Here is an 18,653-nt window from a genome sequence, read left to right on the forward strand (position 1 = left end):
TATGCTGACTTATGCTATTTATTATTTACTATTTTTAAGAATGCAAGAAAAGTCAACATCTTTTTCAATAAAAAACTGGTCTGATGATGACAAACCTAGGGAAAAGCTAATAAGAAAAGGACGTTCTGTACTTTCGGATGCTGAGTTAATCGCAATTTTAATTGGATCGGGCAGTAGGAATGAAAGTGCAGTAGAGCTCTCCAAACGTATCTTAGCATCAGTAAATAATAATTTAAATGAACTCGGTAAACTTTCCCCGAAACAGTTAATGAAGTTTAAAGGTATAGGTGAGGCAAAGGCAGTAACAATTACCGCAGCATTAGAAATGGGACGCCGCAGAAGGGGAGAGGCAATTCTTGAAATTTCTAAAATAACTAGCAGTAAAGATGCTTTTGAAATTTTACAACCGATAATAGGCGAACTAGAACACGAAGAATTTTGGATTTTATACCTAAACAATGCAAACAAAGTATTGCATAAAGCACAACTTAGCAAAGGAGGTTTAACGGGTACTTTGGTTGATGTGCGAATTGTTATGAAAAAAGCTTTAGAGTTAGGTGCGGTCGCATTAATTCTGTCGCACAATCATCCATCAGGTACTTTAAAGCCAAGTCAAGCAGATAAGGCAGTAACACAGAAATTACAGGCAGCAGCTATAGCCTTAGATATAAAAGTTCTTGATCATTTAATCGTAACACAGAAAAGCTACTATAGCTTTGCAGATGATGGACTATTATAAAAAGGATACTGTTATTTAAAGTAAATGACCTTAAAATAAATAACTTCGTGAATAATTTACTAATACAATACAGCTAGCTTTAAAATATGCTTTTAGTATATACCCATAAAATTACACCTCGCTTTACCTACATAATGAAGCATATATTTAGTCGTATGATTGGTGTTGAGGTGTCGTTTACCGTGAAGGTAGAGGATTTTATAAAACATACAGGCCCAAAAATAACCTATACAAAACAACCTTTACAGAATGAATTTTTTGTTCGAAGTAACGATTTGTTATTTCAGCAAGGTATTAATGATATAGAGATTAATGTATTAGATTGGGATGGAATTCCATGTTTTTTTAGAGCTGGTGAACGGAGCGAATTACCATTTGATATTTTTTCAGCCAGTTTCTATTTAGTAAGTCGTTATGAAGAATACTTGCCACATGTTAAAGATATTCATGGCCGCTTTTCACCAAAAGAAAGCATTGCATATAAGAATGAGTTTCTTAGTCTACCTATAGTAGATATTTGGGTTGCAAGACTGTTGAAGAGTCTTAAAGAACGTTTTCCAGATTTTCAGTATAAGACTAGAGCGTTTTCCTATACTTCTATTATAGATGTAACAACTTCTCATAGCTATGCTTATCGGGGATTTGTACGTGGTCTTGCCGGTTTTTTTATGGATTTAGGAACTTTTAAAATACGCCGTCTTGTTCAAAGGTTTGGTGTTATTTTCGGTAAAAATGATCCTTACAATAATTTTCAGGCTCTGGTAGAAATGCATAAAAAGTACAAGACAAAGAGTATGTTTTTCTTTCAATTTGCCGACTATTCTACCTTTGATAAAAATGTATCGCCTACCAATAATAAATTTCGGTTTCTAATAAAATCAATGGCCGATTATAGTACGGTTTCATTGGCCGCATCCTATAGTTCGTTTGAAAATACTGAATTATTAAAACGAGAAAAATCACGCCTAGAATCTGTTATTAACAGACCCGTACATTCTTCGAGAATGCGATATAATCGCGTAGATATTCCTATAACATATCGCAAACTTGTTGAAGCAGAATTTAGTGATGATTATACCATGGGTTATACCCATGAAGTTGGTTTTAGAGCAGGAACCTGCACACCTTTTTACTTTTATGATATCAATTTAGAAATTCAGCAGCCTATACGTGTACATTCCTTTGCAATGCATGATTATGCATTGGTTAATTTAAAGCACAATGATGAAATGATGAATGTTTTATCTGAGTTAGCTAACGAAGTAAAAAAAGTAAATGGCAATTTAATTACTATTTTTTCAAATGAATTATTGGGTGGTGAACATAAAGTTAATTGGCTTGAATTTTATGAATCTGTTATAAAATCTCAACATGTTTAAAAATTTTGTCACTGATATATTTTTCGATTTAGACCATACCTTATGGGATTTTGAAAAAAACTCTGCATTAACCTTTGATAAAATTCTTGTCGAAAATGGGTTGCATATTAATTTGGATGATTTTCTAGCCGTTTATATTCCGCAAAATCTGGCTTTTTGGAAATTATTTAGAGAAGAAAAGATTAGTAAAACAGATTTGAGATATCAAAGACTGAAAACTGTATTTGATAAACTAGGTATTAAAGTTTCCGATAGTGATATCAACAAATTATCAGAATCGTATATAGAACATTTATCATCATTTGATCATCTATTTCCAGGTGCTATAGAAATATTAGAATACCTTCAGCCCAATTATCGCTTGCATATTATTACAAATGGCTTTCATGAAGTGCAGCATAAAAAAATGCGTAACTCGAATATTCATGCTTATTTTAACGAGATTATAGATTCTGAAATGGCAGGAGTAAAGAAACCGAATCCTATAATTTTCGATTTGGCTTTAAAGCGCGCCAACGTAACTTCAACGAATGCTTTAATGGTAGGTGATAGTCTTGAAGCAGATATAATGGGTGCCCAAGAAGCTGGTTTTCATACGTTGCATTTTAATTCTCATAAACACGAAGCTCATAATGTATGCCCAATCATCGACCATCTACATGAAATAAAATCTTATTTATAGAGTTATACTAGTTGTAACTAAAAATCGCAGTGATTTTTAGAAGTATTCGTGTTAGATGGGGAAAAAGATTGGCTATTTTTTATGTTTATTATTAGCGCTAACATCGTTACAATCATGTGTCGAAGAATTAGATTTTGATCAATTCGATGATTTACAAATTGAACCTGTTATCGAAGGCAGTATTTTGTATGTAGAAGCCCCGGAAGATATTATAAATAGGGCGATTGCTTCAAATTTCTATTCGCAAGACTTTAATTTTGATGGTTTCTCAGATGCCTTTTTTGCAGATCGGGTTATTGATGGTGTGGTTACCTATTTAGTGGAGAATACGACTAGTAAAGATTTGAATATTACCGTAGAATTTGTTGATGATGGTGGTAATGTTTTGGATGTAGAGTTTTTTAATATTCCAGCGGCACCTCCTGTAGTGCCAGTACTACGTGAGATACCTTATGGAGGTACGGGGCACAGTTTAGATATACTTATAAATACTTCTGCCATTCGTGTTACCGCTGAAAACAATGGTGATAACACAAGCACTTCAGATATTCCTGACGCCAAGGTAGTAATAAAATCAAGCGGTAAATTTAGACTCTCCGTTAAATGAGAAATACGAAAATTTTAATATTTGCTATGTTGTTGATTGGCGCTATTGGGCACGGTCAAAATAGCCAATTACTTTATGATTTTAACGAAATACCGCAATCGTTGATGGTAAACCCTGGGGTTGAAGTCGATTTTAATTGGTATGCTGGTATCCCTGCAACGAACATTTCTTTTCAGGCCGGCTCAAGTGGAGTGGCAGTAAACGATATATTCGCAGATGATGGCCTAGATTTTACAGACAAATTTGCTAATGAAGTTATTTATGGAATGACCACGGCAGATGAATTGAGTGGTAATTTTCAACTTGAGTTACTTAATATTGGCTTTCGTGGTAAAAACGAAGATAACTTCTATTCTTTAGGGGTTTATACAGAAGGTGACGCAATAGGTTATTGGTTTAGCGATTTAGCAATCTTAGGCTTTGAGGGTAATGCAGATAATTTAAATCAACGTTTTAATTTAAGCGATTTTAAAACTAGGGGTGAATTACTAAATGTATACCATATAGGTCTCAATAAACGCATTAGCAATAAGCTGACTATCGGAGTTCGCGCAAAAGTATATTCTAGTATTTTTGATTTTAATTCGACGCATAATAAAGGATATTTTGTTACCACAGAAGGTATAAATAATTTCTACGCCAATACTTTAGATGCGGATATGGAATACCGAATGTCGGGCATACCCTCGCTTAGAGATGCAGAAAAAGAAGGCGATATAGCTAGCACTATTACAAAGCGAGCATTTTTCGGAGGTAATTTAGGTGTTGGAGTTGATTTAGGTTTTACTTATAAACTTAATGAGCAAACAGTTTTTACGGCAAGTCTTTTAGATCTTGGTTTCATTAATCATTCTAATGATGTTAAAAATTATACGCTAAAAGGTAAAACAACGATTGAGGGTGTTGAGGTTATTTTACCTGATGCTCTAGCAGATCCTGATCAAGATTTTTGGAATGATTTAATTGATGATGTAGAAGAATTAATTCCGTTTGAAGAGAACAATGACAGCTACATTATGTTTAGACCAACAAAATTAAATGCTTCACTGAGGTATAATTGGGGAGAACAAACTCTTACTGGAGCAAATTGTGATTGTGGCCCATATGCATCAGGTAGTGATAGAGGAACAAGATATGCGAATAGTGTTGGAGGCCACTTATATGCCATTAATAGACCACGTGGGCCACAAACGGCACTTTCTGTTTTCTATCAGCGACGAATAGGTAGCATATTGGCATTGAAGACTTCCTACACGGTTGATAAATTTTCATTTACTAATATCGGTTTAGGGCTTAATTTACAAGTAGGGCCAGTTAACTTTTTTGTTTTGGCAGATAACCTACTTGGGTATCAGAATTTAGCTAGTAGCCAATATCAATCTTTTCAATTCGGATTAAATATTATATCTTGGGGGAAGAAATAGATTTTCTTCAACCTATCATCTTGGTATATCTTTTGCATACTTAAATTAAGACAGCAATAGATTTCGCAAATTACCGCTAGGATTGTGTTGCGATTTATTTAATTAAAATAGATAGATGTTTAAATCCACAAAATCAGTTTATATAGTATTGGTAATTATTCTTTTTGGAAGTAGCAATTTAGCTCTGGCACAAACGAATTTAAACAAGTATAAATATATTGTTGTTCCAAAAAAATTCGAAGAATTTAAAAAGGAAAATCAGTATTCCACCAACACGCTAGTGAAATATCTTTTTACTAAGAAGGGATATACAGCTGTATGGGAGGATGCATTACCAGAGGATTTAGCCAACAATCAATGTAAAGCTTTATTTGCTAGCCTAAAAGAAGATTCTTCTTTATTTAGTACTAAAACTAAGGTTGTTTTAAGTGACTGTAACAGACAAGAAGTATTTGTAACTGAAGAAGGGAAAAGTAAAAGTAAAGACTACAAGGATGCTTATACAGAGTCAATTACAAATGCTATGAAATCTTTTGATATAATCAACTATAAATATGATGGTGAGGTAAATGAACCAATTACAGTTAGTTTTAAAAACGATGTTAAAGAATTAAAAGAGCCGAAAAAGCTTAAAGTAAATTCTAAAAAACAAGATGCAGTGCTTATTGAAGAAGCTACAAGAACAAAACAAACGTATAAAAGTGTGGAGCCAGTTGAATCAGATGTTAAAATGGCGAAAACTCCAAAAGCCCCTAAAGTTTCTAAAGCGATTCCTGTAGTAGCAAAAGAACAGAAAACAGATGTACTGTATGCACAAGAGATAACTAATGGTTATCAGTTGGTTGATAGTACACCGAAAATTCTAATGAAAATTTTAAAAACTTCGAAAGCTGATTATTTTCTAGCTAGTGGTGAAATTGGTAATGGTATGGTTTATTCTGAAAATGGTAAATGGTATTTTGAACGATATGCAGGAGATAATTTGATTAGGGAGGAATTGAATATCAAGTTCTAATTACCATACTTGTCTTTCCATCTGTTTTTGAGAAATTCTTTAATTGCATTCTCTCTTTGGTTTTTACCGGGATTATAAAATGAAGTGCCAGTAATTTCATCTGGTAAAAATTCACTTTCAACAAAATTGTTGGTATAGTCATGAGCATACTGGTATTCTTTACCATAACCCAAGTCCTTCATTAATTTAGTTGGCGCATTTCTAAGGTGCAGCGGTACTGATAAGTCACCAGTTTGTTTAACAACTTGTTGGGCTTTTCCAACAGCCATATAACTAGCATTACTTTTTGCTGACGTAGCCAAGTATATCGCACACTGGCTTAAAATTATACGTGCTTCCGGATAGCCAATTGTGCTTACTGCTTGAAATGTTGTATTCGCCATAATTAAGGCTGTAGGGTTTGCTAGGCCAATATCTTCTGAAGCGGAAATCAACATCCTACGAGCTATGAATTTCACATCTTCACCCCCTTCAATCATCCTTGCCAACCAATATACTGCACCATTGGGGTCACTGCCTCTTATAGACTTTATAAAAGCAGAAATAATATCATAATGTTGTTCTCCAGTTTTATCATAAAGCACCGTATTTTGTTGAACTTTACTAAGAACAAGTTTATCGGTAATATTAATAGTTTTTTTGTCTTCAGAAGAAACAACAAGTTCAAAAATATTAAGCAGCTTTCTGCCATCACCACCAGAAAGTCTTAAAAGTGCTTCAGTTTCTTTTAGATTAATCTTTTTTGATTTGAGAAAGTCATCTTCTTTTATCGCTCTATGAATTAAAGCTTCTAAATCTTCTTTGCCAAATGGATTTAAAATGTATACTTGACAGCGCGATAATAAGGCAGGAATAACTTCGAAACTAGGATTTTCTGTAGTAGCACCTATCAATGTAACCCAACCTTTTTCTACAGCACCTAAAAGCGAATCTTGTTGCGATTTGCTAAACCTATGTATTTCATCAATAAATAATATCGGATTTTTTGTAGTGAAAAGGCCGCCACTTTGCTTCGCTTTTTCAATAACTTCTCTCACATCTTTAACTCCGCTACTGATGGCACTAAGAATATAAAATGGGCGATCACTTTCATTCGCGATAATATTTGCTAGTGTTGTCTTTCCAGTGCCAGGTGGTCCCCATAGTATTAAAGAAGGGATTAATCCTTTTTTAATTTGTGAGGTTAGTGAGCCTTTTGCACCTACTAAGTGATTTTGACTTATATATTCTTCTAAAGTTTTGGGTCTTACCCGCTCCGCTAACGGTTGATTCATTTGATAAAAGTAAGATAATTGCAGAAAATTACGTTCTAGCTTAAAAGGAAACTTAAGCGCATTGTAATAAAGTACGAATAAATGACAATTTATCAGTTTCAATTAAATTGGCTGACTTTTTGCTAATTACCAATTATGTCTGAACAGCATTATTTTAAATATACCAATTCTGTAATCTTTGTGCCAATGCTGGCGGTATTGGCTATTTGGTTTGTGTATTGGGTTGAAATTCAGTTTAATATGAACCTTAATAGTCATGGGATTTACCCAAGAAGGGCTAGTGGTTTACAAGGTGTATTGTTTAGTCCGTTTATTCATGGCTCCATAAAACACTTATATAATAATACAATACCATTAGCAGTACTGTTAGCTTCCTTATTTTATTTTTATCGCGAACATGCTTTTAAAGTATTGTTTTTAGGTGTTTTATTTTCAGGTTTATTTACATGGGCTATTGGTAGACCTTCTTTTCATATTGGGGCAAGTGGAATAATTTACTTATTAGTTAGCTTTATTTTTTTTAAAGGAATTTTTACGAAATATTATCGATTAGTGGCACTTTCTTTAGTGGTTGTTTTTATTTATGGAAGTCTATTGTGGTACATATTTCCAATTAAAGATGGAATCTCGTGGGAAGGTCATTTAGGAGGCTTTTTGGTTGGTCTGCTGTTCGCAATGGTTATAAAAACTAAAATTCCGACTGCGAAGAAATACGCTTGGGAAAAGGATGATTACAACGAAGAAGAAGATGTTTTTCTACAACATTTTGACGAAGATGGAAATTTTATAGAGAGGGCCTCAGATGAAGTTATTATAGATGAAGTAGAAACAATAAAAATAACATATCATCTAAAAAAAGATGCGAGTAATATCAAGAAAGAATAAGAATGTTTTTTACCGCAAATATTTTAGTGGTAGTAGTAATTCTCGACTATAGCAAGCGTTGTCTCACGGTCTCATATAAAAAAACTGCACAAGCAACCGATACATTTAAGGACTCAATTTCACCTAAAAGCGGAAGTTTTGCTTTTTCATCTACTGCTTTTAGGGTAGAAGGTGAAATTCCTTTTCCTTCGGCACCCATAACTATTGCACAAGATTCTTTTAAATGCAATTCGTAAATAGTTTTATTAGTTTTTTCTGTAGCTGCAATTACTTTTATACCCGATGCTTGCAAATAGTATACAGCATCTTTAATATGGTCAACTTTGGTAATGGGAACTTTAAAAACTGCTCCCGCTGAAGTTTTAACGGTATCTGCTGTTACAGGAGCTGCACCGTGTTTAGGAATTATGATTGCATCTACACCAGTACATTCAGCAGTCCTAATGATAGCCCCAAAATTACGAACATCTGAAACTTGATCGAGTAATAATAGGAGTGGAGCTTCTTTTGTGCTTGAAATTTGTTCCATTAATTCCTCAAAATCATAAAAATTGATTGGAGAAATATTAGCTACTGCACCTTGGTGATTGTTTTTTGTAAGACGATTCAATTTTTCAACAGGAACATAAGAAGTGTTAATCCCGCTTTTTCGGACTAAATTTTCCAGTTCTTTAATTAGATCTCCGCTAAGTCCCCTCTGAAGAAATACCTTGTCAATAGATTTCTCGGCATTAATTGCTTCTATTATGGCTCTTATACCATAGATTTGATCCGTTTTTTGCATGGGTTAAAGATAGATAAATACTATTCAATTAGTATAAAGAAGTAAGCTATTAAAGTAGTAAAGTAGAACGGTTTTGAATACTTTACAAATTATTGTGTTCCTGGACGATAAAAAGTTTCGTTCATCGATGTTTATAGCGATTTAAACCTAATTATTTGGGCAAAACAATAGAATATTACTTATTATCAAAATGATAAAAATTATCTAAGATTTTTATGTCATTATAAATTCTACGTAAGCCTTGTTAAATAGGAGTTTTATTGTGTTTATCTTAGATTAATTATGCTATATTTACTAATCAAATTAATTAGAATTGAAACGTTTTATTATCCTTTTAGTGGTGTTATTACAAGGTTGTTTTGTGGTTGCGCAAAAGGAATCTGCTAATTGGTATTTTGGAGAATATGCGGGTATTAGTTTTAATACAGGAGCACCTGTTCCACTACTCGATGGTAAATTAGATACGAGTGAAGGTTGTGCAACAATTTCTGATACTACTGGTAAATTGTTGTTTTATTCTGATGGGGTCACCGTTTGGGATAGAAGGCATAATATAATGCCGAATGGCGAGGGTTTGTTGGGGCACAGTTCTAGTACAGAATCAGCTATAATAATTCCGAAACCAGGAAGTAAATCTAGGTACTATATTTTTACAATAGACATTCCGAGCTATTTTTTAAAAGATGGCAAACCAATTAACGGTGTAAATTTTTCAGAAGTAGATTTGTCACTAAACGGTGGTTTTGGTGATGTAGTAGCTGATGTTAAAAATATTCACTTGATTACATATAATCCAGGTGATGCTGAAGAGAATGAGTATAAATCTACTGAAAAAATTACCGCAGTTACCCATAGTAATGGAAGTTCAATTTGGGTGACGACCTATTTCATGAATCGTTTTTATTCTTTTTTAGTGGATAGGAACGGGGTAAATACTACAGCAACTGTTTCACAAGTTCAACAAACCGTGCGGCCAATTATTAATGATGAAGGTGCAAATGTATCTGCAATTGGCTATTTAAAAATTTCACCGAATGGAAAAAAAATAGCAATAGCACATAGTTCTACGGCTGCTGGTAGTCCTAGAACTGGAAGAAAGAAATCAGGTAAAGTTTTATTATACGATTTTAATAATGCTACTGGTGTGGTGTCTAATCAAACAGAATTATTAAACAATGCTTATCCATATGGTGTGGAGTTCTCACCAGATTCTAAACTTTTGTATGTAACAAATTCCATTTTTGATGCAACTGATATTTTTGTAAATGGTGAGTTACTACAATACAATGTGGAAAGTGGTAATGTTCCAGGTTCTAAATTACTAATTGATTCCTCTCAAAATGTTGCTGGTGCTTTACAACTGGCCATTGACGGTCGAATTTATAGAGCTGGTTACAAAGTGTTTGCCGAAGGTTTGGATATATCCGTAATAAAAGAACCAAATATTACGGGAGTTGGTTGCGATTATTCTGAGAATTCAATTAACCTGGGCGGAAAGGCTGCTAAATTAGGGTTGCCACCGTTTGTGCAATCTATTTTTATATATAATTTTGATTACGAATTTACTTGCTTGGGTGAGCAGACTCATTTTTTTATAACAACAGATGAACCTTATGATAGTATTTTGTGGGATTTTGGTGATGGACAAACATCAACAGATGAGGATGCATATCATAATTTTACCCAACCTGGTTCGTATACAGTTGGGATTTCATTTACATTGAATGGTATAACAAGAGAACCAATAGTAAAGGAAATAATTATATCTGAATCTCCAAATGTTAGACCCGATACGTATGAATTGATACAATGTGATAGTTTCGATAATGACAGTACCGATGGTAGAGCTATGTTTAATCTTCAGCAAGCCAACGAATCTTTAAGTTTAGACGACTCGGACGCTATACAAGTCTATTTTTATCATTCTTTACTAGAGGCTGAAAATGACACATTAAATATTAACGCCTTAAATAATGTTTATCGTAATCAGGTAGTAGATGAGATTCTTTATGCTAAGGTTTATCGCACGAATACGGAATGTTATGCTATGGCCACCGTACAATTATCTACCACTACGCCACTAGATGTTGGCGAACATGTTATGGTAACTTGTGACTTAGGTAGAAATGAAGATGTAATTTTCGATTTAGCTGCCAAAGCAGAAGAGATTGCTAATGGATTAGGCTTATCAACTGAAGTTGAAATAACTTTTTATGAAACAGAGCGAGATGCAGCGATTGGAGTAAATGCTTTACCCGGAAATTATATCTCTAAAAATTCAACTTTATTTATTAGAGCAGAAACTGATAATACTTGTTACGGCAATGGTGTGCTAAATTTACAACTGAAAGAATTTATACAATTAGAAGACCAAATGGTTAGTGTTTGTAAAGAAGATTTTCCAATTAACATTAGTGCCGGAATTGAAACAAATCAGATAGGAGATTATAATTTTACATGGAGTACTACAGAAATTACTAACGAAATTTCAGTAACACAACCAGGAGAATATGAGGTGAAAATTAGTGACCGATATTCAAGCTGTTCAGATATAGTGCAGATTACAATTGTAGAAAGTATAGAGCCTATAATTCAAGAATTGCTAATAGATGAGCAGCAGGTAATTGTACAAGTTGTAAATAATACTGATCAGGAATTTCTTTATGCTTTAGATGATGAATTTGGACTATACCAAGAAAGTAATATTTTTAATGAAGTTTCTGAGGGTACACATGACGTATATGTAAAAGATGGCTTAGGTTGTGCAATAGCTTCTAGAGGTTTTAATATATTATACTTTCCTAAGTTTTTTACTCCGAATAATGATAATGTAAATGATATGTGGAACGTTCATGGACTTGATTCAAGTTTGGCTGAAAACGGAAATTTGATATTAAGTATTTATGATCGTTACGGGAAACTACTATATTCATTTAATCCTTTAAAATCCACGGGCTGGAATGGTACATATAATGATGCACGGTTAACATCAGATGATTACTGGTATTTTATGAAATTGCCTTCAGGTGAAGTTAATCAAGGGCATTTTACGTTAAAGCGATAAGACATATTTATTGCCAAACTTCAGAAGTTAACCAATTAATCCCCTCTTTGAAATAGGGTAAGTAGTCACAAATTTGATAGTGATTTAATTCAGGTGCAACGACAAATTGTATGTCGGACCCAACAGCAACAGATTCATCAACAAATCCTTGAGTAGTTTCCACTGGAAATAATTCATCAAGTTCGCCATGTATAACATATAAGGGTGTTTTAAATGCTTTATACTCACCATCGTTTGAGATAGTATTGTACGAGGTAGCTAATGGTATTGCTGCCGAAAATAAAGTGTCATAAAATTGAGCATAAAACCAACTACCATTGCCGCCATCACTATAGCCAGTGACAGCCACTCTTTCCTTGTCTATCGGCAAATACGTAGTCATTAAATCATGTAAGGCTACAATTTGTATTTGATTATTTTGTGAATACCATAATTCACCATTGCTATTAGGACTTATAACATAAGCTTCAAGAATACCCTCAATGCCAGGCGACGTTAAGCAATCAGTTGATTTGTGTAAGTTGTCATCAATATTTTGTGCTCCACCATGTAAATTAAACAATAAAGGAAGTTGACTTGACTCTGTGTTGGTAGGAGCCATAACACGAAATTTCCAGAAAACACCTTTTGTTGTAGATTCTAGCGTAACGTCGTTAATGCCAGGTTTAAAATCAATAGCCTGAAAATCTTCCTTTACATTTTCTGCAGTGCGCTCGGTCACTTCTGGCTCTATTGGTTCGTCAGAAGGTTCATTATCACTAGAACAAGAAATTAAGAATACAAAGGTTGTAATTAATAGAAAAAATCGGGTATAATTTTTAAAACAACGCATATGTCAAATAGTTTTATGTAGATGTTTAAAAGTACAAAATCCTTTTGGCATAAAAATCATTCCAAGCCCATTCACCAGCAATAAAACATTTGGGACTTTTTAATTGGTTTCCCTTATCCGGTCCTTCAATTGCACGCCCGAAAACATCCCATTTAGTATTTTGGTTATCTAATAATATTAATGGAAATTCAGTGTCATCTAAAATCGTAAACTCTAAAGTAGATGGAACATAGAAAGCATTAAAATAGGGTAAGCTTTTATTACCTACAACTATTGTCTTTTTGCCGTTCACAGTAATTGTTTGAATTTCTGCATTATTTGTTAGTGCATCGTAACTAAATAAATGGACGGTATCTTCTTTAACATGTTCATTTATTACACCAAATAAATTAGTATAATTTATTGAAATTTCATGTATCTCGCAGCCTGAACAAAAATTTGTGTTTTCATGATAAAACACTTTTGCGTCGGGAAATTTTGTTTTGGCCACTGACCAAGTGGTTTCAATAAGGTTGAAAGTTGGTATTCTTTCGGTTTTATTAACACCTCTAATAACTTTAGAGTCCATTTGAGACCAATATTCTTCTTGAATGGTATCAGTTAATACCAAATTATCATTATACAGAAAACCTGAAGCTTTCATTGTTAGCGATGAGATGGATTCGGAGTTATTGTCGAAACAGAGTGCGCTTTGTGTTAAAGGGCAATAGCTGAAAATAAAATTATCGTTCTCAATAGGGGTGTCAACAACTTCATAGTAATTGGTGAAATCATATGGGAAAACATAGATGTTATCATTGTATGGTAAAATTGCTACTTTGGAGTTCTCTGCTAAATAGTTTAATGAATTTATGTCAGTAATATTCTTGAAGATTGGTTTTTCCAGTAATGGAAAAAAAGACGTTCCTCCGCCTATATTTGATTCTGGAACACACCACAATGACGTATAACTTTCTTCAATTTCTTCACTATCTGCAACAATATTATTGTCAGAAGTACAACTGAAAATAAAAATTAAAACAAGGATAGGTAAAGTTGATTTTAGTTTCATGCCGATAGTGTTATACTTGAGTCGATAATTCAATCAATTACTTACAAGGTTTTGCACTATGAATGAACTTAAGAAAAGGATAAAAAAAAAGGCTGGTTTCATAGAAACCAGCCTTTTGAAGAATGTAAAATTAATTTACATTATTTATTCAACATCGAAAAACAATTTAGTCGTTTGGTTGTCTCCACCAATAGCTGTTGAAGCAGCCTCATAATTTGTTTGATTCAAGTTCTGTTCTGCTACTGGATATGTATATCTTGTTGGAACAGGTAATTCACTAACAGCAGCAACATTTAATGTTGGTGTGTCATAAACTCTCCATGAAGTCCAAGCTTCAAATCCTCTATTATACATAGCTAACCATAATTGATTACCAATTTTTTCTTTCCATGTACCAGGAGCAGTCGCATAAGCCACATCAGCGTTAGCTAAATAAGCATCAACACCTTCAACACCCCAATAATCAAAAGAGGCTGTGATACCTGCATTATAGAAAGCTTCTGCATCAGCAGGAGTTCCAGAAATTCCACGTTCAGCAACATCTGCTAAGTAAAAAGATACTTCAGCAAAATCAAGAAAGCTAGCAGCTTTAGTAGGGTCAAGTAAAACTTCCCCAATATGGGTATAAGAAGGGTAACTATTGTTCTGGGCGTAAGGTCCACCTTCATAAGTGTCCTCACCTAGATTTTGGTCAAAATAAATAGCTCTTCTAGGGTCATCTAAATTGTTCATAAAGTCTACTAAAGTATTAGCAGGGATAAAATCTGAACGACCAGATTCAACTAAATCTTCCCAAAGTGGGTTAGTATTAGGAGTAGAACTAGAAAAGTTTATCTCAGCATTGTCAGCATTAGATGTGAAAACACCACCACTAATTGCAGAATTAATTGCAGCAGTAGCTTCAGCTGTCATACCAGGTGCATCAATTACTCTTAAGCCCATTCTTAGTAATAAAGAATTTGCAAACTTTTTCCAAGATGCAGCATTACCTTCGTAGATAGCATCTGCTGAACCAAATCCAGTTCCTGAAATAGTGGGAATTACAGCAGTTAACCTAGCAAGTAAATCACTATAAATAGTCGCTGCATCATCATAAGCAGGTAATATATATTCGCTAGTATTTAAAGCTTGGCTATAAGGTATATTGCCAAAAGTCTCTACCATTTGCGCATACGTGTAAATAGTCATCACTTCAATTTGTGCAATTCTAGAAGTTTTCTCAGCGGAAGTCAATTCAACATCAGCTTCAGTTACTTCTCTCGCTGTTTTTAAGTCTAATAATACATCTCTGTAAATTTCAGACCAATGACTATCTGTAATTGTTCTTGTATTAAAGTCATAATTCGCTTCATCTGTATATGTAGTCTCTGTCCAATGTTGCGCCAACATTTTATAAACATTGAGGTTTACATTAGTGCTAGTTAACTGATCAATTAAGCTGTTAACAGCTCCGTTATACAAGAAGCTAGCTTCAACAGCAGTAGGATTTTTTGGATCCCTGTTTAAATTCTCGTAAGCATCATCCGATTGACATGATACTAGGGCTATAATAGTTATAGCTGTTATTAATATTTTTTTCATAATTTTTTTTTTAAAACTGTAATTTAAGACTTGCGCCAATTTCTCTAATTGAAGGGAATGCACCTGATTGATACCCTTGAACATTACCTGAGCTTAAACCAGCTTCTGGATCAGCGTAAGGAACGTTTTTAGATATTATCCATAAGTTTCTACCGATAAACGATATTGAAGCAGATGTGAAAGGTGTTCTGTCAATTACCTTGGAACTTAAGTTATACGTTAAGTTGGCTTCACGTAACTTTACATAACTAGCATCGTGTACGTGAAACTTATTAGGAGCTCTAGCATAACCGTAAGGGTTTGCATAGATGTCGAAATTACCTCTAACTGCATTTGTGTTACCATTCTCATCAACACCTTCTAAGATTAAACCACCTGAATCAGCACCGTAGTTTCCTGGGTCACCAGTAACAGGGTTCCTAATTGGATTGCCTAAGTCATTATCAGCAGCTGACCAATCTAACATACCAGTTGCATAGCCATACCACGTATCTAATGAGAATACATCACCACCTTTTTGAATATCAATTAGGAAACCTAAACTTAAGTTTTTATATTTAATAGTGTTGTAAACACCACCGGTCCAATCTGGGTTAATATCACCAATAACTTCGTTGCTAGTATCAGTTCGTTGCCAAGTACCGATTCTACTAGCAGAACCCGTTTGGTTTACAATTGGTTGTCCGTTTTCATGGTAAATATAATCAGAACCTCTAATTGTACCATAAGGTTGTCCTGGTGTTGCATTAATAGAAACACCACCTTGTAAAGATGCTAATTCTAAGTTTTCAATACCATTTAGTAGTTCAACAACTAAACTTTCGTTTTTAGCCCAGTTTAAAGTAACATCCCATTGGAAATCTTCAGATTTAATAGGAGTAGCAGTTATCTGTGCTTCCCAACCTTTATTTTCAATAGTACCTGCATTTAGCACTGCAGTACCATATCCAGTTGCAGTTGATAAAGGTATTCTTGTAATCTGGTTAATGTTTTGCGTGTTATAATGCGAAACATCCAAACCTAAACGTCTTTTGAACATAGCCATTTCTATACCAAATTCTGTACTTTCTTGTCTTTCTGGTAATAGATTTAAGTTCGCTTGAGATGTTGGGTTTGTAGCACTACCGTTACCATTAAAAGGAGTATTAATAGTGTAAGTATTAAAAACTCTATAAGGATTGGTGTCATTACCAACTTCCGCGTAGTTTGCTCTTAATTTACCAAAAGTTAACCATTCGGCATCAATTAGTTCTGAGAAGATAACGTTACCAGAAACAGAGTAGTAGCCATATCGGTTATCTGCTTTAGGTAAAGTTGAAGAGCGGTCTGTTCTATATGAACCTTCTAAGTAAACTAAATTGTTGTAACCTAAGCTAGCTCTTATGTATTGACCATCCACCATTTTAGTAGCGTCATATTCAACTGGAGCTTCAATTGGACTAACACTGTTAGATAAAGAGTAAAGTCCAGCTAAGTTTAAGCCACCATTAGTTTCAGCAAAAATACTGTTGTTTTGGTTTCTTCTAAGATTCACACCTAACGTACCTTCGAAACTTAATTTTTCAGTAAGATATTTGTTGAAGTTTAACATTGCATCGTAGTTGTATTCCGCTACATTGTCGTTATACCTGATGTATGAAGAAACATCAGCACTACCAACATTAATACGTTCTTCTTGTAAAGCAGAATACGTATCAAAAGTAAATCTACCTACTGCAGTTAACCAATCGTTTATTTCATAATCTAATGCAAAATTACCGAAGTATCTATTTCTAGTATCTGTCTCATAATTTTCATAGAAAGTCCACCAAGGGTTGTCTGAATAAATTGGAGATAAATTATCAGGACCATTTGGGTTCCAAGTAATGTTCTCACCAGTAGCAAAATATGCTTCTTTTTGTTCTGCAAAATCAACATTCATTTGATTCCACTGTCTAAATTGTTGCATAATATTTCCAGAACTATAACCAGTACCGTTTCTACCTTGACCATCAGTCTTAACAAAGTTAAAGTATGCGCTTACAGTTAATTTTTCTGATAAATCATGAGAACCACTAAATGAAATAGTATTTCTTGTAATGTTCTGATTTGGTAAGTTACCATCTTGGTAAAGATTTGTAACACCTAATCTAAAAGAACTTGTTTCAGTACCACCGTCCAATGAAACAGAGTTTACTGAAGTAGCACTAGTACCCCAAACGTAGTTAGGATTGTTAGCACCTGCTACATAAGGTGTAGCTACTTGGTACGTATCAGTTAGGGATGGATAAATAGAATTCCATTGATAAACCAATAAGTTAGGATTGAAAGCTGCACCATAAGAAGCATCTTCTGTAAAAGGAGTTGTTAAATCATCGTTACCATCTCCATCTACATCATATAAATTAAAGTATCCATCTGCAGAATCATAGTAAGGACCGTAACCAGCTCCGTATTTGTTTTGATATTTAGGTAAAGTAGAACTGTCAGCAGTACCTAAAGATAAACTTGAGGTGATAGTAACCCCAATACCTTTGTTTCTTTTACCTTTTTTAGTGGTAATCATTACAACACCATTAGATGCTCTAGAACCGTATAAAGCGGTTGCAGCTGCACCTTTTAAAACGTTGATTGTTTCAATGTCATCTGGGTTAATATCAGATGCCGCGTTACCGTAATCAAATCCACCACGACCAATAGTTTGTTCAGCAACTTTACCATTTCTAGTATTAGAGTTACTGTTGTCTACTGGTATACCATCGATAACAAATAAAGCTTGGTTGTTGCCAGCAATAGAGTTGTTACCTCTAATAATAACTTGAGTAGAACCACCAAGGTTACCAGAGTTTTTAATGCTTAAACCTGCAACCTTACCAGAAAGAGAGTTAACAAAGTTATTACTCTTTACAGCAGAAACTGCATCACCCTTTACTTCTTGGGTAGCATAACCTAAACTCTTCTTTTCTCTTTTAATACCAAGAGCGGTAACAACTACCTCATCAAGAGCTTCGGCATCTTCGGCCATTTGTACGTTGATAGAATTACTTGCTCCTATAGTACGTTGCTCAGATTTCTGACCAATATAGGTGAACAAGATTACTTGACCAGCTGTACCATTAATGGTATAATTGCCATCAAAGTCAGTCTGAGTACCATCAGTGGTACCTTCTACAACGATGTTTACGCCTGGTAATGGTAAACCATCTTGGTCAGTGACCGTACCAGAGATCGCTTTGTCCTGTGCAAAGGAAATGTGCACAACAAACGCCAAAAGCAGCGTTAAAATTCCTTTAATTTTTGTTCTCATTTTATAATTATTTGAATTAGCTAAGCGCAAAAATCACATTTTCATGTTAA

The 18,653-nt window shown here is 34.1% G+C and carries 14 protein-coding genes; 8 read left to right on the plus strand and 6 right to left on the minus strand.

All coding sequences use genetic code 11. The annotated features are described in order from the left end of the window. The first annotated feature begins 40 nt into the window (after window positions 1-40). The 6 genes from radC (at window position 41) to UH7x_RS11950 (ending at window position 5,846) form a co-directional block, all read left to right on the plus strand. Window positions 41-739, plus strand: a complete 699-nt coding sequence (gene radC / locus UH7x_RS11925; RefSeq protein WP_482360159.1) for a RadC family protein — start codon at window positions 41-43, stop codon at window positions 737-739. Between the two features lie 86 nt (window positions 740-825). Further along, entirely contained in the window at window positions 826-2,118 is a 1,293-nt protein-coding gene (locus tag UH7x_RS11930; protein ID WP_482360160.1) for a polysaccharide deacetylase family protein, read from the plus strand. Continuing rightward, window positions 2,111-2,800, plus strand: coding sequence for a YjjG family noncanonical pyrimidine nucleotidase (locus tag UH7x_RS11935; protein ID WP_482360161.1), 690 nt, complete (start codon window positions 2,111-2,113; stop codon window positions 2,798-2,800). Before UH7x_RS11930 ends, UH7x_RS11935 begins: the two co-directional genes overlap by 8 nt. 55 nt (window positions 2,801-2,855) lie before the next feature. Beyond that, window positions 2,856-3,407: a hypothetical protein gene (locus tag UH7x_RS11940; protein ID WP_482360162.1), complete on the plus strand. Its 552-nt coding sequence runs from the start codon at window positions 2,856-2,858 to the stop codon at window positions 3,405-3,407. Beyond that, on the plus strand, window positions 3,404-4,831 hold the full coding sequence (locus UH7x_RS11945) for a DUF5723 family protein (RefSeq protein ID WP_482360163.1): 1,428 nt from the start codon (window positions 3,404-3,406) through the stop codon (window positions 4,829-4,831). The genes UH7x_RS11940 and UH7x_RS11945 overlap by 4 nt, the downstream gene beginning before the upstream one ends. A gap of 115 nt (window positions 4,832-4,946) precedes the next feature. After that, window positions 4,947-5,846: a hypothetical protein gene (locus tag UH7x_RS11950; protein ID WP_482360164.1), complete on the plus strand. Its 900-nt coding sequence runs from the start codon at window positions 4,947-4,949 to the stop codon at window positions 5,844-5,846. Here UH7x_RS11950 and UH7x_RS11955 read toward each other — a convergent pair. After that, complete coding sequence (locus UH7x_RS11955; RefSeq protein WP_482360165.1) at window positions 5,843-7,120, minus strand: replication-associated recombination protein A; 1,278 nt, start codon at window positions 7,118-7,120, stop codon at window positions 5,843-5,845. The genes UH7x_RS11950 and UH7x_RS11955 overlap by 4 nt on opposite strands. A gap of 135 nt (window positions 7,121-7,255) precedes the next feature. Here UH7x_RS11955 and UH7x_RS11960 point away from each other — a divergent pair, with 135 nt between their 5' ends. After that, a complete protein-coding gene (locus tag UH7x_RS11960) occupies window positions 7,256-8,005 on the plus strand; it encodes a rhomboid family intramembrane serine protease (RefSeq protein WP_482360166.1) in 750 nt (249 codons plus the stop codon). A gap of 46 nt (window positions 8,006-8,051) precedes the next feature. Here UH7x_RS11960 and rlmB read toward each other — a convergent pair whose 3' ends face one another. Further along, window positions 8,052-8,789: a 23S rRNA (guanosine(2251)-2'-O)-methyltransferase RlmB gene (gene rlmB / locus UH7x_RS11965; protein WP_482360167.1), complete on the minus strand. Its 738-nt coding sequence runs from the start codon at window positions 8,787-8,789 to the stop codon at window positions 8,052-8,054. Between the two features lie 313 nt (window positions 8,790-9,102). Between rlmB and UH7x_RS11970 the strand changes: the two genes are divergently transcribed. Next, window positions 9,103-11,853, plus strand: coding sequence for a T9SS type B sorting domain-containing protein (locus UH7x_RS11970; RefSeq protein ID WP_482360168.1), 2,751 nt, complete (start codon window positions 9,103-9,105; stop codon window positions 11,851-11,853). A 7-nt stretch (window positions 11,854-11,860) separates the two neighbouring features. Here the strand turns inward: UH7x_RS11970 and UH7x_RS11975 are convergent, their stop codons facing one another. The 4 genes from UH7x_RS11975 to UH7x_RS11990 form a co-directional block, all read right to left on the minus strand. Continuing rightward, entirely contained in the window at window positions 11,861-12,685 is an 825-nt protein-coding gene (locus tag UH7x_RS11975) for a dienelactone hydrolase family protein (protein WP_482360169.1), read from the minus strand. A gap of 25 nt (window positions 12,686-12,710) precedes the next feature. Continuing rightward, window positions 12,711-13,736, minus strand: coding sequence for a DUF3179 domain-containing (seleno)protein (locus UH7x_RS11980; RefSeq protein ID WP_482360170.1), 1,026 nt, complete (start codon window positions 13,734-13,736; stop codon window positions 12,711-12,713). 144 nt (window positions 13,737-13,880) lie between these two features. Then, window positions 13,881-15,317 (minus strand): SusD/RagB family nutrient-binding outer membrane lipoprotein, encoded by a 1,437-nt coding sequence (locus UH7x_RS11985; protein WP_482360171.1) that lies wholly within the window; start codon window positions 15,315-15,317, stop codon window positions 13,881-13,883. Between the two features lie 10 nt (window positions 15,318-15,327). Further along, a complete protein-coding gene (locus UH7x_RS11990) occupies window positions 15,328-18,603 on the minus strand; it encodes a SusC/RagA family TonB-linked outer membrane protein (protein WP_482360172.1) in 3,276 nt (1,091 codons plus the stop codon). Window positions 18,604-18,653: the final 50 nt, after the last annotated feature.

This window comes from Aurantibacter sp. UH7 (genome assembly GCF_056839165.1).